General features: G+C 65.9%; 14 protein-coding genes and 1 tRNA gene. 3 read left to right on the plus strand and 12 right to left on the minus strand.

The annotated features are described in order from the left end of the window. Positions 1-133: 133 nt before the first annotated feature. Complete coding sequence (ffh, locus tag ACMZ91_RS03880; protein WP_005408591.1) at positions 134-1,510, minus strand: signal recognition particle protein; 1,377 nt, start codon at positions 1,508-1,510, stop codon at positions 134-136. Between the two features lie 122 nt (positions 1,511-1,632). On the opposite strand from ffh, the gene ACMZ91_RS03885 reads away from it, so the two are divergent. After that, positions 1,633-2,427, plus strand: a complete 795-nt coding sequence (locus tag ACMZ91_RS03885) for a cytochrome C assembly family protein (protein ID WP_107433545.1) — start codon at positions 1,633-1,635, stop codon at positions 2,425-2,427. Positions 2,428-2,517: 90 nt separating this feature from the next. Here ACMZ91_RS03885 and ACMZ91_RS03890 read toward each other — a convergent pair whose 3' ends face one another. The 4 genes from ACMZ91_RS03890 to radA all read right to left on the minus strand — a co-directional run bounded on the left by ACMZ91_RS03890 (position 2,518) and on the right by radA (position 8,769). Further along, a complete protein-coding gene (locus tag ACMZ91_RS03890; protein ID WP_049424469.1) occupies positions 2,518-2,982 on the minus strand; it encodes a YqhG/Tai3 family protein in 465 nt (154 codons plus the stop codon). Positions 2,983-3,036: 54 nt separating this feature from the next. After that, entirely contained in the window at positions 3,037-5,343 is a 2,307-nt protein-coding gene (locus ACMZ91_RS03895) for a tetratricopeptide repeat protein (protein ID WP_414578063.1), read from the minus strand. Positions 5,344-5,391: 48 nt separating this feature from the next. Further along, positions 5,392-7,248 carry an ATP-binding protein gene (locus ACMZ91_RS03900; protein WP_414578061.1) on the minus strand — a complete coding sequence of 619 codons (1,857 nt, stop codon included), beginning with the start codon at positions 7,246-7,248 and terminating at the stop codon, positions 5,392-5,394. Positions 7,249-7,392: 144 nt separating this feature from the next. Further along, positions 7,393-8,769: a DNA repair protein RadA gene (gene radA / locus ACMZ91_RS03905; protein WP_014646395.1), complete on the minus strand. Its 1,377-nt coding sequence runs from the start codon at positions 8,767-8,769 to the stop codon at positions 7,393-7,395. A 149-nt stretch (positions 8,770-8,918) separates the two neighbouring features. Between radA and ACMZ91_RS03910 the strand changes: the two genes are divergently transcribed. Beyond that, entirely contained in the window at positions 8,919-10,979 is a 2,061-nt protein-coding gene (locus ACMZ91_RS03910; protein WP_414578059.1) for a putative bifunctional diguanylate cyclase/phosphodiesterase, read from the plus strand. 112 nt (positions 10,980-11,091) lie between these two features. Here the strand turns inward: ACMZ91_RS03910 and cyoD are convergent, their stop codons facing one another. From cyoD to cyoA, 4 genes are read right to left on the minus strand one after another with little or no spacing between them, the layout of a single operon-like run. Continuing rightward, positions 11,092-11,433, minus strand: a complete 342-nt coding sequence (gene cyoD / locus ACMZ91_RS03915) for a cytochrome o ubiquinol oxidase subunit IV (protein ID WP_005408584.1) — start codon at positions 11,431-11,433, stop codon at positions 11,092-11,094. Then, positions 11,433-12,071: a cytochrome o ubiquinol oxidase subunit III gene (gene cyoC / locus ACMZ91_RS03920; protein WP_012510428.1), complete on the minus strand. Its 639-nt coding sequence runs from the start codon at positions 12,069-12,071 to the stop codon at positions 11,433-11,435. The genes cyoD and cyoC overlap by 1 nt, the downstream gene beginning before the upstream one ends. Continuing rightward, positions 12,068-14,065, minus strand: coding sequence for a cytochrome o ubiquinol oxidase subunit I (gene cyoB, locus ACMZ91_RS03925; RefSeq protein ID WP_049462341.1), 1,998 nt, complete (start codon positions 14,063-14,065; stop codon positions 12,068-12,070). Before cyoB ends, cyoC begins: the two co-directional genes overlap by 4 nt. Positions 14,066-14,067: 2 nt before the next feature. Next, positions 14,068-15,108 carry a ubiquinol oxidase subunit II gene (gene cyoA / locus ACMZ91_RS03930; RefSeq protein WP_049424459.1) on the minus strand — a complete coding sequence of 347 codons (1,041 nt, stop codon included), beginning with the start codon at positions 15,106-15,108 and terminating at the stop codon, positions 14,068-14,070. A 352-nt stretch (positions 15,109-15,460) separates the two neighbouring features. On the opposite strand from cyoA, the gene ACMZ91_RS03935 reads away from it, so the two are divergent. Then, entirely contained in the window at positions 15,461-16,096 is a 636-nt protein-coding gene (locus tag ACMZ91_RS03935; protein ID WP_049462340.1) for a GyrI-like domain-containing protein, read from the plus strand. A 70-nt stretch (positions 16,097-16,166) separates the two neighbouring features. Here the strand turns inward: ACMZ91_RS03935 and ACMZ91_RS03940 are convergent. The 3 genes from ACMZ91_RS03940 to ACMZ91_RS03950 form a co-directional block, all read right to left on the minus strand. Beyond that, positions 16,167-16,242: transfer RNA gene (locus ACMZ91_RS03940), tRNA-Thr, on the minus strand. Positions 16,243-16,292: 50 nt separating this feature from the next. Then, the gene (locus tag ACMZ91_RS03945; protein WP_049462339.1) at positions 16,293-17,297 is read right to left on the minus strand and encodes a 2-hydroxyacid dehydrogenase; all 1,005 of its coding nucleotides are present in this window, start codon (positions 17,295-17,297) and stop codon (positions 16,293-16,295) included. Between the two features lie 97 nt (positions 17,298-17,394). Further along, on the minus strand, positions 17,395-20,265 hold the full coding sequence (locus tag ACMZ91_RS03950; protein ID WP_049462338.1) for an autotransporter outer membrane beta-barrel domain-containing protein: 2,871 nt from the start codon (positions 20,263-20,265) through the stop codon (positions 17,395-17,397). Positions 20,266-20,451 lie beyond the last annotated feature (186 nt).

Genomic DNA, 20,451 nt, shown 5'->3' on the forward strand with positions numbered 1-20,451 from the left:
TCGGACAGGCCCCCATGGTGCGCGCAGGATGGGGGTGGCGTCGAGCTTGCTCGACTCTACCTCGACCGGGGCACCGGCAGAAAAGCAGTCGAGCATGGCTCGACTCTACAAAAAAAAGCCGGTGTTCAATGCATCAACGGAACGGCATGCCGCGGCCACCCATGGCGCCCATCATGCCCTTCATGCTGCGCAACATGCCCTTCATGCCGCCGCCGGCCATCTTGCTCATCATCTTTTCCATCTGCATGTACTGCTTCATCAGCTTGTTGACGTCGGCCGGGGTCACGCCCGAGCCCTTGGCGATGCGCGCGCGGCGCGAGCCGTTGAGCAGGTTCGGGTTGCGCCGTTCCTTCTTGGTCATCGAGCTGATGATGGCGATCATGCGCGGCACTTCCTTGCCCTGGCTGACCTGCTGCTTCAGATGGTCGGGGATGTTGCCCAGGCCCGGCAGCTTGTCCATCAGGCCGCCGATGCCGCCCATGTTCTGCATCTGCTCCAGCTGGTCACGCATGTCGTTCAGGTCGAACTTCTTGCCCTTGGCGACCTTCTCGGCCAGCTTGGCGGCCTTGTCCTTGTCGACCTGCTGCTCGACCTGCTCGACCAGCGACAGCACGTCGCCCATGTCCAGGATGCGGCTGGCGATACGGTCCGGGTGGAACACGTCCAGGCCTTCCGGCTTTTCGCTGACGCCGACGAACTTGATCGGCTTGCCGGTGATGTAGCGCACGCTCAGTGCGGCACCGCCACGGGCGTCACCGTCGGTCTTGGTCAGCACCACGCCGGTCAGCGGCAGGGCGTCGCCGAAGGCCTTGGCGGTGTTGGCCGCGTCCTGGCCGGTCATGGCGTCGACCACGAACAGGGTTTCGGCCGGATTCACCGCCGCGTGCAGGGCCTTGATCTCGGCCATCATTGCTTCGTCGATGGCCAGGCGGCCGGCGGTATCGACCAGCAGCACGTCGACGAACGACTTGCGCGCATCGTCGATGGCGGCGCGGACGATGGCTTCCGGCTTCTGGTCGGCGCTGGACGGGAAGAACAGCACGCCGACCTGCTCGGCCAGGGTCTTCAGCTGCTCGATCGCGGCCGGACGGTAGACGTCGGCCGAGACCACCATCACCTTCTTCTTGCGCTTTTCCTTCAGGTGCTTGGCCAGCTTGCCCACCGTGGTGGTCTTGCCGGCGCCCTGCAGGCCCGCCATCAGGATGATGGCCGGAGCGGGAACATTGAGGTTCAGGTCGCTGGCTTCGGCGCCCATCACCGCGGTCAGCTCGTCGCGCACGACCTTGATCAGGGCCTGGCCCGGGGTCAGCGACTTCAGCACTTCCTGGCCGACCGCGCGCACCTTGATGCGCTCGATCAGGGCCTGCACCACCGGCAGCGCAACGTCGGCTTCGAGCAGCGCGATGCGGACCTCACGGGTGGCCTCGCGGATGTTCTCCTCGGTCAGGCGGCCGCGGCCACGCAGGCGCTCGATGGTGCCGGAAAGGCGCTGGGTCAGTGACTCGAACATGCGGCGCAACCTGTCTGAAAGCGGGGGACAATAAGGCAGACAGTATAACGGGTCCGCTCCCCTACCCGGACTGCGACCACAGGGCCGTCGCCACCACCGCAGGGGTATGCGAAACTGCAACGATGTTAATCGTTCTCATCGCCGCCCTGCTCTACCTGGCCGCCAGCGCCCTGCTGGTGCGTGCGCTTGGCCGCGATGGAAGCACCGGCTCCCCGGCCTGGCTGTGGCCCGCCCTGCCGGCGATGCTGCTGCACGGCGGCTACCACGTGATGGTGGCGATGCGCACCAACGGCGGGCCGGACATGCACTTCTTCGCCGCGCTGTCGCTGGTCGGCCTGGGCATGGCCTGGCTGACCTCGCTGGTCGGCGCGCGCGGGCGCATGTCGGCACTGGGCGTGGTGGTGTTCCCGCTGGCCGCGGTACTGCTGCTGGCCTACCACGGCTACGGCCACGAACCGAGCAAGGTGCTGGGCTGGCGCCTGGCCAGCCACGCCTGGCTGGCGCTGCTGGCCTACGCCACGCTGAGCATCGCCGCGCTGCTGGCGATCATGCTGTGGCTGCAGGAACGCGCCCTGCGCCGCCGCGAGTTCCGGCCGTGGCTGCGCGCCCTGCCGCCGCTGGCCGATCTGGAATCGCTGCTGTTCCGGGTGATCACCGTCGGCTTCGCGCTGCTGACCTTGACCCTGGTCACCGGCGTGCTGTTCGTCGACGACCTGCTGGCGCAGAAGCTGGTGCACAAGACCGTGCTGAGCGTGCTGTCGTGGATCGTGTTCGGCGTGCTGCTGATCGGCCGTCGCCGCTACGGCTGGCGCGGCATGAAGGCGGTGCACTGGACGCTGGCGGCAATGCTGTTGCTGCTGCTGGCCTTCTTCGGCAGCCAGTTCGCGATCGAACTGGTGTTCGGGCATTCGCGATAGCGGTGTGCCGGCCAACGGTCGGCACCCACCCTGGTAGTGCCGGCCGCTGGCCGGCAACAGGACCGCACCCTGCGTGGATGCCGCAGACGGTCAAGGCAGCGGCTGGGCCAGGATCTTCCGTACCGAGCGACCGCTGTTGGTAATGATGTCATCCACCTGCCAGCAGCCCTGCCCCTGGCGCACCATCGGCAACCGGGTCACGTAGGCCTTCTTCCATACCGAATAGCGCATCTCGACCTGGCCGGACGTCGCCGAGACCTCTTTCCAGATGTAGCGCACCGGACTCTCGATGTCGCCATCCTGCGCATCCAGCCACGGGTCCGAATCGATGGTGCAGATGCCTTCCTCACGCACCTGGCAGGCGCGCTCGCCACGCAGGGCCTTGCCGAAGGCCGGGCTGACCAGCGCCGGCGGCGGTTCCAGCAGATCGCCATTGCCGGTGGTTGCCTCGTAGAAGGCACGGGCGACAGCCACTGGTTCCTGGCAGGCCGGTGCGGCCTGCACGGTGGGGGCCAGCAGCAGCCCGGCGATCATGAACATCCCTGTCTTTCGCATGTATTTCTCCTTGAGGTAGTGCCGGCCGCTGGCCGGCACTACCCGATACCAGGCTTACAAGCCGTAACGCTCGATCACGTCCAGGTGCGGCTGGCGATCCTGGTCGCAGGCTTCGGCCAGCCGCAGCCAGCAATGCGGATGCTGCCACTTCGCGGTTTCCTGCTGCAGGAAGCGGTGCAGCGCCAGCGGTGCATGGTCCTGCGGCTGGGCGACGGTGAACAGCAGGCCCGGCAGCGTGCCCTCCTCCTCGTCCGGATCGGTCACGGTGTAGTCCGGGCGGCTGTGCGACCACACCTGCCAGCCCTGCGCCTCGGCCGCTGCGACAAAGGCATTCCACGCGTCTTCGCCCGGGTGCGCGCCGTCGATCAGCCAGCTGCGGGCGAAGCCGCCGCGCTCCAGGACATGCACCTGCGCATAGGTCGGGATGAAATGCTCGCGTGCTTCCTCCTCCTCGGGTGCCGGATACACCAGCGCGGCATCGAACACCACCCAGTCGCCCACCTGCTGGGCGCGGTTGGCCGGTGCGTTCTCGACGATACGTGCGGTGACCGGGCCACTGCGACGGGCGTAGTACTCCATCGGCTCGCCGTTCTCTTCGCTGCGGATGATCACCCAGCCCCACGGCTCTTCGACCACGCCGTCCTGGCTGGACAATTCCATGCCAAGCGCCGCCGCCGAGCGGCGCACGGCGTCCCAGTCGCGCGCCGCGCTGGCTGCACTCATGTGGTCCCAATGCGCGGCGTTGGGCTCCTCCAGCAGCTCCGCCAGCTGCGCATAGCAGGCCTGCGCCTCGCTGAAGCGACCGGTTTCCATGTACATCCGCGCCAGCGTACCGCGTGCGCCATGCGAGCCCGGCGAGGCCGCCAGCAGCGCCTGCGCGGCCTGCTCCAGTGCCGGCCAGTCGGACACGCGACGGGCGCGCTGCACCTCGCACCAGTGCGCGAACACCGGCACGCTGCCGCGATAGGCATCAGCCAACTGGCGCAGGCCTTCGTCGTCGCCCTGCTCGGTCAGCCAGCGCATCAGCGTGTAGGCGGCCGGGCCATCATCCTGCGTGTGTGCGCGCACGAAGCGCCACAGCAATGCGCGCGCTTCCGTCTGCGCCCCACAGGCGCTCAGCGCGGAGGCAGCCATCTCGGCCAGCGCCTCGTCATCTGGCAGCTGCGCCTGTGCCTGCAGCAGCCACTGCGCCTCACGTTCGGGATCGCGCGACTGGTTCTGCTCTCCCTGCTCGTTCAGCCAAACCAGTAGTTCAGCGGCTGGCACCGGCAGCGGCGCCACATCCGGCAATGCATCGATGCGTGCCGCCAGGCCGGCCACCAGCGCAGCCGCCCCACGGTCCTGGCGCAGCTGTGCCAGATGGGTACGCGCCAGTTCCAGCTGGCGCAGCGCCACCCAGCGTGCGCCACGCTGCAGGGCCAGCTCCAGGCTCAGCGCAGCGACTTCGATCAGCAGGCGGTGCGAGCCAACCTCGGCAAAGTGTTCGATGATGGTGTTGAAGCGCGTGCCCAGATCCCAGGTATTGCGTGCGGGATCGCGCCGGCACAGCGCTGCGGCGGTGTTCGCCCACAGCCGCCAGTAGGTAGGCGTCAGCTCGCTCCACGGCACCAGCTGCTGCAGGGCCTCTTCGTCGCGGTCCAGCTGCGCCAGCGCCCACGCCTTGGACAGGCGGCGCGGCACCGTGCAGTTGGCCGGCTCGTACTCGCCGGACGCGGCCACTTCGGCCTCGCGCTTCTCGATCAGCAGCAGCGCTTCTTCGGCGCGGCCCATGCCCAGCAGGATCTTGATCTGCATCTCCGGGAAGCTGTCGAACACTTCCTTGCCGCAGGCCTCGATCGCGTCGGACTGCACCTGCAGGTAATCCAGTGCATCCTGGCCGCGGCCATCATCAAGCAGTGCATCGGCCTTCTCGCAGCTCAGGCACTGGAAGCAGGCCCAGCTCGGGTCGATGCGGCCCAGCGTCTCGTCGCACACCTCGATGCGCTCCGGCACCCAGCCGGGGCCATCGATGTTGCCGTAGCAGGCGGCAAGATCCTGGGTCACGCAGATCGACTGCGGGCATTCCAGGGTGTCCTCGCGATGCGCACGCTCGAACAGCGCCACGGCTTCGCCCAGCGCGCTCTCGCCTTCGACGCGGTTGCCGACGCGGTTGCGCAGCGCCCAGTGGCCGACGTAGACGTCGACCCACGGGTTGTCCAGCGCCTTGCCCAGCGCTCGCGCTTCGGGCAGCAGCGCGTCAACGCGGTCGACACGCAGTTCGCTCACCTCGTCGGCGAGGCGATTCAGCAGGTGCGCATTCTGCGCCTGGCCGGCCTGGCGCAGGTCACCCTGCAGTTTTTCGACCCAGTTCCAGATGTCCATGGGGTAAGTACTCCTGTCTAGCGAAGGCTGGATGAGAGGATGCGGTGCTCAGCGCAGCATCTGCTGCAGGGCACCGGCGATATCGGTGAAGGCGCCGTTGAGATCCGGGCCGGGCGTGGCGGTCGCGCGGGCCAGTGGACGGCCCTGCGCGGCGACGATGATTTTCAGTGAGCGCAGCAGGCGCGCTGCGGCTTCGGCCTGCGGGTGGCCCTCGCGCTGGGCGCGCAGCAGCGCCTGCACCGCGGGGTTGTCGAGGTTGAGGTACAGCCGCGATGGCGCACGCGATTCGATGCGCGCGGTGAACTGACGCGCCAGCCGCAGCGCCGCCATTGAAACGCGCTTGTCGTTCTCATCGTCTTCCAGGCGCTGCTTCAGCTCGGCTTCGCGGTCGGGCACCACCACCACCGGCAGCGACTCGGGACTGAAGCGTGCCGGCAGCAATTGTTCGCCGTCACCCAGCTGCTCGCGCAGCCATGCCAGCTGCGCCTCGTCGAGGCTGTCATCGCTGCGGAACAGCGCACGGTTGCCCTGTTCGGTTCCCAGTTCAACCAAGCGCAGGCCCTTGGCCTGGGCCCAGCGCCGCAGGAACGGCACTACTGCATAGCGATGACCATGCGCGACCGGCACGCCCATCGCACGGAACAGCATTTCCTCGAAGCCGCCACCGTTGTCGAGGATCACATGCACGGCACCGCGTGCGGGCAGCGCACTGGCAGGCAGATCGCCCTGCGAGGTCGGCACGCGCACGTGCTCCAGCAACAGGTCGAACAGGCGGTCATCGCACAGCGCCGCGCCCAGCAGCGCCTCGTTGTGGCGGCTCAATACACGTCGCCACGCTTCCGGCTGCTGCCGCGCGACGTCGGCCAGGCCATCAATCAGCGCCTCCAGCAACGCATGCTGCACGGCGCGGTACTGGTCATCGCGCTGCAGGTCTTCGCGGCTGGCGGTGGGCGTGAGCCGCGAGGATTCGATCACCCCGCCGATGAAGCCCGCCCACGGCGGCAGCAGGTCACGCGCATCGTCGTCCAGCAGCATGCCGCGCACGAACACCGACAGGTTGCGGTTGTCACTGGTGCCGTAGGTGGCACCGTCCTGCACCCACAGCAGGCCGGTGGCATCACTGCTGCCATCAGCGCGCAACGGCACGGTGACGATCGGCTCGAAATCATGTTCGAAACGCGCCGCGAACTGCAGCGCCTGGCGACGCGCCTGCACCGGATGCAGGGCCACATCGCTCTGGCCGCGCCACGGCGGCGGCTCGGGGTTGAGCGCCTCGCCTGCAGCACCGATGAAGATCGGCTCGGACAGCAGCGCGCAGTAGCGACCCAGCACTTCGTGCAGGCGCGCCTCGTTGGCCAGCGGCAGGAAGTCCGGATGCAGCTCCAGTTCCACCTCGGTGCCGACCGCGCGTGCCGGCACTTCGCTGACGGTGTACTGCTCGGCGTTGCTGGACACGTACAGATGGCCCAGTTCCGGCGTCTGGTACGAGGTGGTGCGCACGCTGACCCGGCGCGCCAGCACGAAGGCCGACAGGAAGCCGAGGCCGAACATGCCGATCAGGCCCTCATCGTCCTCGCCACCCTGGCGCAGGCCGCGGGTGTAGCCGACGCCGACGGTCGCCAGGTAGTCATGGATCTCCTGGCGGGTCAGGCCGGCGCCGGTATCGATGATGCGCAGCACGCCGGCAGCGGCATCGACCTGCACCGAAATGCGCGAAGGTACCTCGACGCCGGGCTGTTCGATGCGGCGGCGGATGATCGAGTCGTGCGCGTTCTGCACCAGCTCACGCAGCGCCACCACCGGGGTGGAATACAGGTGCTTGCCCAGCACCGTCATCAGTCCATTGAGATCGACCCCGGCACGACGGATTTCGGCGTTGGGGGCGGTGAGCGCGGTGTCCTGCATGTAATCGTTTACTCCTGGGCACGGAAAGACGCCAGAGGGCGTCTTCGTCGAGCGGGAAAAACTAGCACAGGGAGGCTGACCGTTACCGTGTCGGCCGCCGTATTCCACGTGCACGGTGGTGACGCCGGGCCATGCCCGGCGCGATCACGCCGCGTCGATGGCCTCGGACAGGCGCTCCACCGCAATCACTTCCATACCCTTCACCGAACCGCCCTTGGGCGCATTGGCCTTGGGCACGATGGCGCGCTTGAAGCCATGCGTGGCGGCTTCGCGCAGGCGGTCTTCGCCATTGGGTACCGGTCGGATCTCGCCGGACAGGCCAACCTCGCCAAACGCAATCGTCTTTTCCGCCAGCGGCCGGTCCTGCAGCGAGGACAGCACCGCCAGCAGCACCGGCAGGTCGGCTGCGGTCTCCTGTACGCGGATACCCCCGACCACATTGACGAACACGTCCTGGTCGCCGACCAGCACGCCACCATGACGGTGCAGCACGGCCAGCAGCATGGCCAGGCGGTTCTGCTCCAGGCCGACTGCGACACGGCGCGGATTCGACAGCGGCGAGGCATCCACCAGCGCCTGCACTTCAACCAGCAGCGGCCGGGTGCCCTCGCGGGTGACCATCACGCAGCTGCCGGGTTGGTGGGTACTGCCGCCGGACAGGAAGATCGCCGACGGATTGGAGACTTCCTTCAGGCCCTTGTCGCCCATCGCGAACACGCCCAGCTCGTTGACCGCACCGAAGCGGTTCTTGAACGCGCGCAGCAGGCGGAAGCGGCTGCCACTCTCGCCTTCGAAGTACAGCACCGCGTCGACCATGTGTTCGAGCACGCGCGGGCCGGCGATACCGCCCTCCTTGGTCACGTGGCCGACCAGGAACACGGCGGTGCCGGTCTCCTTGGCGAAACGCACCAGCCGCGCCGCGCTCTCGCGCACCTGGCTGACCGAGCCGGGCGCGGCGGTCAGGCTCTCGGTCCACAGGGTCTGCACGGAGTCGGCCACGATCAGCCGCGGGCCGGCCTTGGACGCATGCTGCAGGATCGACTCGACGCCGGTCTCGGCCAGCGCATTGACACCATCCAGCGGCAATTCCAGCCGGTGTGCGCGGCCGGCCACCTGGGCCAGCGACTCCTCGCCCGTGACGTACAGCACCGGCAGCTCGGCCGCCATCTTCGCCACCGCCTGCAGCAGCAGGGTCGACTTGCCGATGCCCGGGTCACCACCGACCAGTACCACCGCGCCCTCGACCAGGCCACCGCCCAGCACGCGATCGAACTCGCCGATGCCGGTCGAGACACGGCGATGCTCGGTCTGCTCCACGTCCTTCAGGGCGGTGATCTTCGGCGGGTCGATCTTGCCGGCCCAGCCGGCCCGGCGCGACGCGGGCGCCTTGGCCGCCGCCGCGCTCTCCAGCACGATTTCCGACAGCGAGTTCCAGGCGTTGCACTCGGTGCACTGGCCCTGCCACTTGCTGAATTCGGCGCCGCATTCATTGCAGACGTAGGCGGTGCGGGCTTTTGCCATCGGATGATTTCCAGCAACGGGAACAGGCGTGGCAGGATAGCCGAGCCGGGTCGCAGGTGCTGCGACCGCTCAAGTCCCGCCCACCCGCGCCGATAGCTGTCGCGGGCGTGCGCCTTGCGGGCGCCCCTCCCTCCCCCTCTGGATTCAACATGACTGGCAGTTACAGTCAGAGCCTGGTCGCCATCTCCCTGCTGGTGGCCATTCTTGCTTCGTACACGGCGCTGGACATGGCCGGCCGCCTGGCCACGGCCGAGGGCCGCGTGGCCCGCTGGTGGCTGGCCGGCGGCGCGGCGGCGATGGGCCTGGGTATCTGGTCGATGCATTTCATCGGCATGCTGGCCTTCGACCTGCCGATCCCGGTCGGCTACGACCTCGGCATCACCCTGTATTCGCTTGCAGTGTCGATCGGCGCTTCGGCCTATGCGCTGTGGCTGGTGTCACGACCCAGCCTGCCGTGGCGACGGTTGCTGGCCGGCGCCGTGCTGATGGGCCTGGGCATTGCCACCATGCACTACCTCGGCATGGCCGCGATGCGCATGCAGCCAGGTATCGACTATCACCCGGGCTGGTTCGCCGCCTCCATTGCAGTAGCCATCGGTGCCGCCGGCGCGGCGCTGTGGATCGCCTTCCGCCTGCGTACCGAGCAGCGCCACACCATGCGCCTGCGCGCACTGGCCTCGCTGGTGATGGGCCTGGCCATCGTCGGCATGCATTACACCGGCATGGCCGCCGCACGCTTCCCCGAAGGCAGCATCTGCGGCGCGGTCGGCAGCGGCGGCATCGACACGCGCTGGCTGGCAGTGCTGGTGATCGTCACCACTGTAGCCACCCTGGGTATCGCCCTGGTCGCCTCGCTGTTCGATCGGCAGATGCGCGTGCGTACCGGGTTGCTGGCCGATTCACTGGCACACGCCAACGACAAGCTGATCCAGGCCGCCCTGCATGACCCGCTGACCCAGCTGCCCAACCGCATGCTGCTGCAGGACCGCATCGAGCAGGCCATCGAAAAAGCGCGCCGCCGCGGCCGCGCAGTGGCGGTGATGTTCTGCGATCTGGACGGCTTCAAGGCGATCAATGATGCCTATGGCCACCAGCTCGGCGACCGCCTGCTGGTGGCGGTGGCGCAGCGCGTCGGCGGGCTGCTGCGGCCGCAGGATACGTTTGCCCGTCTCGGCGGCGACGAGTTCGTGATCGTGCTGGCCATCGATATTCCCGACGATGCAGTGGTGGTGGCCGAGCGCATCATCGCCGCTGCCGGCGAACCGTTCACGCTGGATGCGGCCGAACTGCAGGTCAGTGCCAGCCTCGGCATCGCGCTGTACCCGGACGATGCCAGCAACGAACGCGAGCTGATGGCGCATGCCGATGCGGCGATGTACCACACCAAGGAAACCGGTCGGAACGGCTATACCTTCTTCACCCCCTCGATGCAGCTGAGCGCCAACCGCCAGCTGCGCCTGCTGCAGGACCTGCGCAAGGCCATCGCCCGCAACGAACTGATCCTGCACTACCAGCCCAAGTTCCCTGCCGCCGGCGCACCGGCCACCGGCGCCGAAGCGCTGCTGCGCTGGCAGCATCCGGAGCTGGGCCTGCTTGCGCCGGATGTGTTCATTCCCATCGCCGAGCGCAGCGGTCTGATCCTGCCGATCGGTGACTGGGTACTGGACCGTGCCTGTGCACAGCTGCGTGCATGGCACGAGGCCGGGCATACCGGATGGTCGATGGCGGTGAACCTGTCGCCCTTGCAGTTCTCCTCGCCGGCCCTGCTGGACAGCGTGCGCGAGGTGCTGCAGCGGCACCGGATCGAGCCGGCGCGGTTGACCCTGGAGATCACCGAGACCACGGCGATGAAGGATGTCGACGCCAGCCTGGCGACTCTCAACGATCTGACCGCGATGGGCGTGCATATCGCCATCGACGATTTCGGCACCGGCTACTCCAGCCTGCTGTACCTGAAGCGGATGCCGGCCACCGAACTGAAGATCGACCGTGCGTTCGTGCATGACCTGGAACGCAACGACGAGGATGCCGCCATCGTGTCGTCGATCATCGCGCTGGGCCGCACCCTGCAGCTGCAGGTGGTGGCCGAAGGCGTGGAGACGCAGGCGCAGCGCGAATACCTGAGCGAACTGGGCTGCGACCAGCTGCAGGGCTATCACCTGGGCCGGCCTATGGATGCCGAAGAGTTCCTGCGCCGGGTGGCGGGGTAGAGCCGGCCGGCTTCCCGCGATTGCCGGCCAGCGGCCGGCACTACCCATATCCGCAGACAAACAGAAAGGCCGCCCGAGGGCGGCCTTTCTGCGTGGCAACGTCGCGAGGACGTCAGTGCATCATGTGCACGTTCATGTTGTGCATGACCCACAGGGTACCGACCACGATGATGCCGATCACCACCACGGTGAAGGCCGCAGCGTTGACGTTCCAGCGGCTTTCCGAAGAGCGGTCCAGGTGCAGGAAGAACACCAGGTGGACCAGCATCTGCAGCACCGCGGTGATCGCGATCACCACACCGTTGACGGTGCGCGAGAAGTCGCCCGACATCACCATCCAGAACGGGATGACGGTCAGCACCACCGCCAGCACGAAGCCGATCAGGTACGACTTCACGGTGCCATGGCTTTCGCCGCCGGTGCCGTGGTCGTGTGCATGGTTGTCATGTGCCATTACAGGGCTCCATTGAGGTAGACGACGGAGAACACGCCGATCCAGATCAGGTCCAGGAAGTGCCAGAACAGGCTCAGGCACGCCATGCGGGTCTTGTTGGTCGGGGTCAGGCCGTACTTCTTCAGCTGCACGAACATCACCAGCAGCCACAGCAGGCCGGCGCTGACGTGCAGGCCGTGGGTACCGACCAGGGCGAAGAACGCCGACAGGAAGGCACTGCGGTCCGGACCGTAGCCCTGATGGATCAGGTGCTGGAACTCCCACACTTCCATGCACATGAAGCCGAAGCCCAGCAGCCAGGTGATGCCCAGCCACAGGTACATCTGGCCCATCTGCTTGCGGTGCATGGCAATCATGCCCAGGCCGAAGGTCAGCGAGGAGGTCAGCAGCAGCGCGGTTTCCCATGCAACGAACGGCAGTTCGAACAGGTCCTTCGCGGTCGGGCCACCATCGGTACCGCCGGCCAGCACCACGTAGGTGGCGAACAGCGAGGCGAAGATGAGGCAGTCGCTCATCAGGTACACCCAGAAACCGAAGACGGTGTTGCCGCCGGTGTCGTGGTGCTCGTGGTCGTCATGGCCATGGGCCGCCGCTTGCGCGGCGTGCCCGTGGCTCAGGGTCGAGGTATTGGTGCTCATGCCTTCAGCTCCGACTTCACCAGGCCCTGGTTTTCCAGGTGCTTGCGGTGTTCGTTCTCGATGCGTTCCACCTCGGCGGCCGGGACCCAGTAGTCCACGTCCTGGTCGAAGGTGCGGTAGATGAACGTGGCGATCATGCCGACGAAGCCGACGATGGCCAGCCACCAGATGTGCCAGATCATCGCGAAGCCGAACACCAGGCTGAAGGCACCGATGACAACGCCCGTGCCGGTGTTGCGCGGCATGTGGATGTCGGTGTACTTGGCCGGCTTCGGCCAGGCTTCACCACGCTGCTTGCGCTCCCAGAAATCGTCCAGCTCGGTGACTTCCGGCAGGCTACCGAAGTTGTAGAAGGCCGGCGGCGAAGAGGTTTCCCACTCCAGCGTACGGGCATCCCACGGGTCGCCGGTCAGGTCGGCGGTCTTCTTGCGGTCGCGGATCGACACGGCCACCTGGATGATCTGGCACAGGATGCCGGCACCCACGATGAAGGCACCTGCGGCAGCGACCAGCAGCAGCGGCTCGTAGGCCGGGTTGACGGTGCTCTGCAGACGACGGGTCATGCCCATGAAGCCCAGCACGTACATCGGCATGAAGGTCACGTAGAAGCCGATGAACCAGCACCAGAACGCGCACTTGCCCCAGAACTCATTGAGGCGGAAGCCGAACATCTTCGGCCACCAGTAGGTGATGCCGGCGAACATGCCGAACACCACGCCGCCGATGATGACGTTGTGGAAGTGGGCGATCAGGAACAGGCTGTTGTGCAGCACGAAGTCGATGGCCGGGATCGCCAGCATCACGCCGGTCATGCCGCCGATGGTGAAGGTGACCATGAAGCCGATGGTCCACAGCACGGGCGTGGTGAACTGCACGCGACCGCGGAACATGGTGAACAGCCAGTTGAAGATCTTCACGCCGGTCGGGATCGAGATGATCATCGTCGTGATGCCGAAGAAGGCATTGACGTTGGCACCCGAGCCCATGGTGAAGAAGTGGTGCAGCCACACGATGAACGACAGCACGCCGATGCAGGCGGTGGCGTAGACCATGCCCTTGTAGCCGAACAGCGCCTTGCGCGAGAAGGTCGCGATGACTTCGGAGAACACACCGAACGCCGGCAGGACCAGGATGTACACCTCCGGGTGACCCCAGATCCAGATCAGGTTGATGTACAGCATGGCGTTGCCGCCACCGTCATTGGTGAAGAAGTGCGTACCCAGGTAACGGTCCAGGGTCAGCAGCACCAGGGTGATGGTCAGCACCGGGAAGGCAGCGACGATCAGCACGTTGGTCACCAGGGCGGTCCAGGTGAACACCGGCATCTGCATCAGCTTCATGCTGGGGGTACGCATCTTCAGGATGGTGATGAAGAAGTTGATACCGCTCAGCGTGGTACCCAGGCCTGCGACCTGTAGACCCCAGATGTAGTAGTCCATGCCGACGCTTGGACTGTATTCGATGCCCGACAACGGCGGGAACGCCAGCCAGCCGGTGGCAGCGAACTCACCGATCCACAGCGACAGCATGATCAGCACCGCGCCGGACACGAACAGCCAGAAGCTGAGCGAGTTGACGAACGGGAACGCGACGTCGCGCGCACCGATCTGCAGCGGCACGGCCAGGTTCATCAGGCCGGTGATCAGCGGCATCGCCACGAAGAAGATCATGATCACGCCGTGCGCGGTGAAGATCTGGTCGTAGTGGTGCGGCGGCAGGTAACCCTCGGACCCGCCGACGGCGAGCGCCTGCTGGGTACGCATCATGATGGCGTCGGAGAAACCGCGCAGCAGCATGACGAAGGCGACGATGAGGTACATCACGCCGATCTTCTTGTGATCCACCGAAGTGAACCACTCCTTCCACAGATAGCCCCACAGCTTGAACTTGGTGATCAGGGCCATGACGCCCAGGCCCCCCAGCACCGCGCCGACCAGGGTGGTCAGCACGATCGGATCGTGGGGGATCGACTCAATTGAGAGTTTACCCAACATGTTCATTCTCCCGAGCCCGCATGGCCGGCGTGGCCTGCGTGTTCGTGTTCGTTGGCATCCAGGTTTTCACCCGATTCCTTGGAATCATGCGCGTCACTGGGGGCATGGCCCTCGTGCGCTTCATGGCTGGCGGCATCGGCAGCGGCGGCACCGGCGTGTTCGTGCTTCATGCCGTAATGCTTGTTGTCGCCCATGTGCTTGGCGATGACCCAGTCGAACAGGCCTTCTTCGGTCTTGCCGAAGTAGGTGACCGGATACCACTCGGCGTTGCGTGCTTCACCCAGCGCCTTGAACGAGGCCTTGTCCAGGGTCTGCTCGCCGGCGCGGACCTGGTCCAGCCACTGGCGGTATTCGGCATCGGTGACCGAGTAGGCGGTGAAGTGCATCTTGGCGAAGCCCGCGCCGCTGTAGTGCGAGGACATGCCCGGGAATTCACCGGTCTCGTTGGCGATCAGATGGAGCTTGGTCTCCATCGCAGCCATCGAGTAGATCATGCTGCCCAGGTGCGGGATGAAGAACGCATTCATCACCGAATCGGACGTGATCTTGAAGTTCAGCGGCGTGTTGACCGGGAACTTGATTTCGTTGACGACCGCCACCTTCTCTTCCGGATAGATGAACAGCCACTTCCAGTCCAGCGAGATCGCCTCGATGGTGACCGGCTTGACGTCCGATTCCAGCGGCTTGTACGGGTCCAGCGCGTGCGACGAACGCCAGGTCAGGACCGCCAGCACCAGCACGATCATGCAGGGAATGGACCACACCACCACCTCGATCGCCGTCGAGTGGGACCACTTCGGCTCGTAGCGGGCCTTGGTGTTGGAGGCGCGATACTTCCACGCGAAGGTCAGGGTCATGATGATGACCGGGATGACGACCAGCAGCATGAGCACGGTGGCCGTGATCAGCAGGGTCTTCTCATCCTGGCCGATCTGGCCCTTCGGACTGAGGATGGCCACCGCATCGCAGCCGGTGAGCATCACCAGCAACGACAGCAGCAGGCCCGGGCGCAACCAGCGCCCAAGGGTTTTCAACGGAATCATCGGTCGATCCAATTGCGAGGGAATGCCGTTCCCCGTCCTGCCTGTTCCGGCCAAAGCCGGTCCCACCGGTCCGGAAGACAGGCAGGGAGGTGGGGTCGAGTCAGCCTTTCAATTTTAGGCCGTCACCCACCATTTAAGAAAGGCATTGACAATGATCGAGCGCAGGAAAGGCCCGTTTCTGGCTGCGACACGTTGTCGCACCGCGCAACCGCGGCGGGCAGAACACCCGGGGGCGGCATCCTGGCATCGGGCGATGGCGGCTGCTCCGCCCGTGTTCGGCAAAGTCATCTGAACCTGTTCAGGCGTGCTGGCGGGTGCCCGGCGTGGGATGCTCGGCGCAGGAGGAAGGCCCGTGGACAAGTTCGACTTCAAGAAGCGCGATCGCGCGTTGTACCTGCCCCCGGCGGGCCGGTTCGTGACGGTAGACGTACCGCCCCTGCCCTACCTGATGGTCGACGGCCACGGTGATCCGAATACCGCCCCCGCCTACCTGCAGGCCGTGCAGTGGCTGTACGCGGTGAGCTATGCACTGAAGTTCGCACTGAAGGCCGGGGGCCAGGACTACGTGGTGCCACCGCTGGAAGCCCTGTGGACCGCCGAGGATCCGTCGAGCTTTGTCGCACGCCGCAAGGATGAGTGGAGGTGGACGGTGATGATCCGTACGCCGGACGGGATCAGTCCAGCGCAGTTGGAGGCTGCCATCGCCAAGTCGGCGAAGAAACTGGGCGAGGTCCCGGCCAGCCTTCGCCATGAAATTCTTGAAGAAGGCCTCTGCCTGCAGACCCTGCATGTAGGCGCCTACGATGACGAGGGTCCGGCCCTCGCCCATCTGCACAACGAACTGATGCCTTCGCTGGGCTACGCCTTCGCCGGCCCCCATCACGAGATCTACCTGAGCGATCCGCGCAAGACCGACGCGGCGCGGTTGAAGACCGTGCTGCGGCAGGCGGTGCGCGCGCTTGGACCTGATAAGGGTTCGCGCTCATGACACAAGGCCAGTGATTGCTTCAAATGCCAAAACAAAAAGCCCCAACCAAGGCCGGGGCTTTTCATGCAACTGGTGCCGGAAACAGGAGTCGAACCTGCGACCTACGCATTACGAATGCGCCGCTCTACCAACTGAGCTATTCCGGCGGAGCCCGCGATTTTACGGGCTGGGCGCCCCGGCGGTCAATCCATCCGGCTCAGCCCGCCTCTACCCGGTTGGCGCACACCCGCCCGGCCGCGAAACCCTGCAGATTCCCCAGCGTGATCGCTGAGATCTCCTGCAGCGCCTCGACGGTGAAGAAGCCCTGGTGGCCTGTCACCAGCACGTTGGGAAAGGTCATCAGGCGCTGGAAGGCCTCATCGTCGATGATCTCGCCGGACAGGTCCTGGAAGAACAACGCGCTTTCCTGCTCGTACACGTCGATGGCCAGATGACCCAGCCGGCGCGACTTCAGCGCGCGGATCACCGCATGGGTATCGACCAGTGCGCCGCGCGACGTATTGACCAGCATCGCGCCCGGCTTCATCCGCGCCAGTGATGCATCATTGATCAGGTGATGAGTCTCAGGCGTCAGCGGGCAATGCAGCGACACGATGTCGGCACGCGCCAGCAGTTCATCCAGCCCGACCATTTCGCCGATACCACCGAACGCGGGTGACGGATAAGGATCGTGCCCCAGCACGGTGCAGCCCATGCCGTTGAAGATGCGCGCGGTGGCCAGCCCGATCTTGCCGGTACCCACAATGCCAACCGTGCGGCCATGCAAGGTGCGTCCGAGCAGGCCATCGAGCATGAAGTTGCCCTCGCGCACGCGGTTGTAGGCGCGATGAGTCTGCCGGTTGAGAGTCATCACCAGCGCCAACGCATGCTCGGCCACCGCCTCCGGGGAATAGGCCGGTACGCGTGCGACGAACAGATCCAGCCCTTTCGCGGCTGCCAGGTCCACATTGTTGAAGCCGGCGCAGCGCAGCAGTACGGCCCGCACGCCCAACGCATGCAGGGCGTGCAGCACCGGCGCATCCAGGCGGTCGTTGACGAACACGCATACGGCTGCGCAATCCTGCGCCAGCGCGGCCGTGTGCACGTCCAGCGCCACATCGAAGTACACGAACGCAAAGCCGTCCCCAGCCGCATCGCGCTGGTTCGCCTCATCAAGGAAACGACGGTCGTAGGGACGGGCACTGAAGACGGCGATCTGCATGGACGGGCCTGGGTGGAATGGCATACCGACCATACCGCAGCAGCACCCGCGTTGGGATGGCACCGGCGATGCCGTCATCGCCGGTGCCGGGCGTCACTTAGAACTTGTAGCCCAGGCCCAGCATCACGCCGTTCTGGATCTGCCCGTCGCGGCGCTCACCCACGTAATCGGCCATGATGGACAGCCGCTCGCTGGCACGGCTGGTCACACCCAGGTTCCAGGCCAGCACCTGCTCGCCCACCGCCTGGCTGCTGGCGCCGAACACCAGATCCGGTGCCGCGGCGAAGCCGGTGCTGTAGCGGGCCTGCGAATCGCCCAGTTCCTTCTGCCAGACCACCCGGGCGCGCGGGGTGATGCGCTCGCCGTTGTTGCCTTCGAAGGTCTTGAACAGCTGCAGGCCCGCACCCACGCGGATGCTCTCCAGGCTGCCGCTGCGGCCAACCAGCGCACCGGCGCCCTGCCCTTCGTTGAAGCGGGTGGCCGAGGTACGCGCGTAGTCCACCACCGGCAGCAACGGCTGGATCACCAGGCCCTTGCCGGTCGTGAAGGAGAACGCATGTTCCACCCGTGCGGAGATCGCATCGTTGCTGTACTTGGCGCGCAGCGGCTGCTGCAGGCCATCGATGCCGTTGATGCTGCGACGCGTATCGTGGCGCAGATCGGTGTAGCGCACGGCCGCCGACAGATAGCCGCGCGCGTACGTCGCATCGAGGTAGCCGCCCACGTCCAGCGCACGCACGTCACCAGTGAAACCAGAGCCATCGCTGGCCTTGGTCGACATGTCCGCCGCGGCCACGCTGACACCCAGGGTCACGCGGTCATCGGCCACGCGGGTATCGGCACCGACCACGATGCCACCGATGGTGTGGCTCAGGCCGGTCACGCCACCGTCGGCATCGAGGCGGCCATGGCTGGCGAAACCACGCGCCCAGATGCCATGGCTGCGTCCAGCATCAGCGCTGCCCGCAACGCTGCCCGACGCCGGCTCGACCAGGTGCATCGCCAGCTGGTTGAACAGGCTGCCATGGCGCATGCCCGGCTGGGAGGAGACCGACTGCGCCACCTGCGAGGCCAGGCCATCGGCATCACCGCCGCTGCGCATGGCCGACTGGTGCTGCTGCACGACGTTGCCGATACTGCCCACCAGCGCGGTGTCGGCCAGTCGCAGGCTGGCGTGCGCATCACCGCGCAGGGCACCGGCCTGTTGTGCGATCACATCGCGGTCAGCGAACTGCAGTGCGCCCAGCAGCGATCTCAGCCCCTTGTCCTGGCGATCGGAGGCGGTCGCCAGCGCGCGGCCCAGGCCGTCGCCGGACGTACCGTTGGCAAACAGGCCCAGCTGGTCAAAGCCCGGGTTGGCGGTCAGCCACAGGCCATCGGCCGTCTGCTTCACGTTGAAGCTGAGCAGTGAATTGTGGCGCGGGCGGAACACTTCACCACTGATGCTGGCGCTGTAACCGGTGTCGCCCAGGCGCACGGCCTCTTCGAAGCCGCCCTGATAGATCGGGCCCTCCACCAGGTCACGACGGAAGTCTTGGCCGTAGTAGCCCTGCGCCACGTTCAGTTCGAGGAAGGCACCCTTGGAGATCACCAGTGCCCCCTCTGTCTGCTCGTCATCGAAGAACGTGCCCACGCGCAGGCGGCCGGCGGCCGTGCCGCCATTCTCAGTAACGTCGAACAGCACCTTGCCGCCCGGCATGATGTTGACGTAGCCATGGGTGACCAGGTCGCCGCCGCGCGGCATCAGCGTGCCGAACACGCGCAGGCGGTTGAAGCCGTCTTCGCGGTAGGAAGGACCGGTGCCGTCCAGCAAAGCAGCGCGGTCCATCGCAGTACCCGCCACGTCGCCATGGCCAACCAGCATGCCTGCGCCGAGCACCCGCACTTCCGATGCGCGCAGCGCACCGCCTTCCAGCGCGATGGTGCCATTGTCGACCAGCATGAAGTCCGCGCCTGTCGTCGCGGACGTGCGCCATGTGGCGCCGTTGCTCACCCGGATCACGCCCATGGCGTTGTCCAGCGTGGAGACATCCAGATCAGCCAGCCGCAGCTTGGACAGCAGCAGGTCCTGGATGTCCGGATCACTGAGGTAGCCCTGCACCGACAGCGCGCCGATGCCCTGCGGACCGCGGCTTGATGCGTTGTAGATGCTCTGTGCGACATTGATGTAGGTGGATCGCCAGTCGGTATTCCAGCGCGCGAAATCATCATCGACGAACGCCTGCAACTGGCGTCCGGTACGCAGGTAACCGGGGTTGATGTCGCCGACCACGTTGGCGGTGACGTTCAAGGTGTCACCCGGATCGCGGTATCCGTTCGCGGTGATGATCTTGTTGCTGTAGATATCCTGGCCGGGGAACGACTCCAGCTTGCTGCCACTGCCATCGGGATCGAAGGTGACCGAGGCACCAGTGCTGCGCGCCGGATCGCGGAACACCAGCAACCCGTTCGGTTGCACCACTTCATACATGGCCTTGTGCAGCAGCCCGGCATCCATGCCGCCGCCGTAGTTGCCGGTATAGATCTGGGTCATGCGCGGCGACGGTGTGTAGATCACCTTGCCGCCGCTGCTGGCCGCGTGGATCTGCACCGAGTCGATGAGCGGCAGATCGCCGGCCAGATAGCGTTCGACGCCACCAGACTGCATGATCGAGCAGGATGAAATGCAATTGCCGGACACGATGGTGTTCAGTCCGGAGGTGCGGATGATGCCCTGCAGCCACTCGCCGGCGATCAACGCACCACCATTGGACGTACGCAGCACCACCTCACGGACCGGCCGGCCTTCGGCCTGCGCCTTGGCCAGCAGTGCCGGCAGGGATACCACGTCGGCGTAGGTCACATCGCCACTCAGGAAGATGCGATCGCCCTGCACGTGATAATTCATTGCCATGACGTCATCCACCACGGATATGGCGCCAACGCCCATCAGCCCGGCCAGGGCCAGGCTCAACTTCGAATACTTCATGCGTTCTCTCTCTCCACCCGCAACACGCGGGTAGAACGATCAACGCCGCAGCGGGGCGATCTCCCCCAGTGGAACGGATCCTGAAAAATGAATACATTCACAATAAGAATCCGATCGATGCACACTCTTCCCCATCCGGTCATCGTCGCGTAAAACTCGATGACGCATTCGCCACCGACAGTCGAG

The organism is Stenotrophomonas sp. FR024 (assembly GCF_047500745.2).
Classification (GTDB): Bacteria; Pseudomonadota; Gammaproteobacteria; order Xanthomonadales; family Xanthomonadaceae; genus Stenotrophomonas; species Stenotrophomonas maltophilia_A.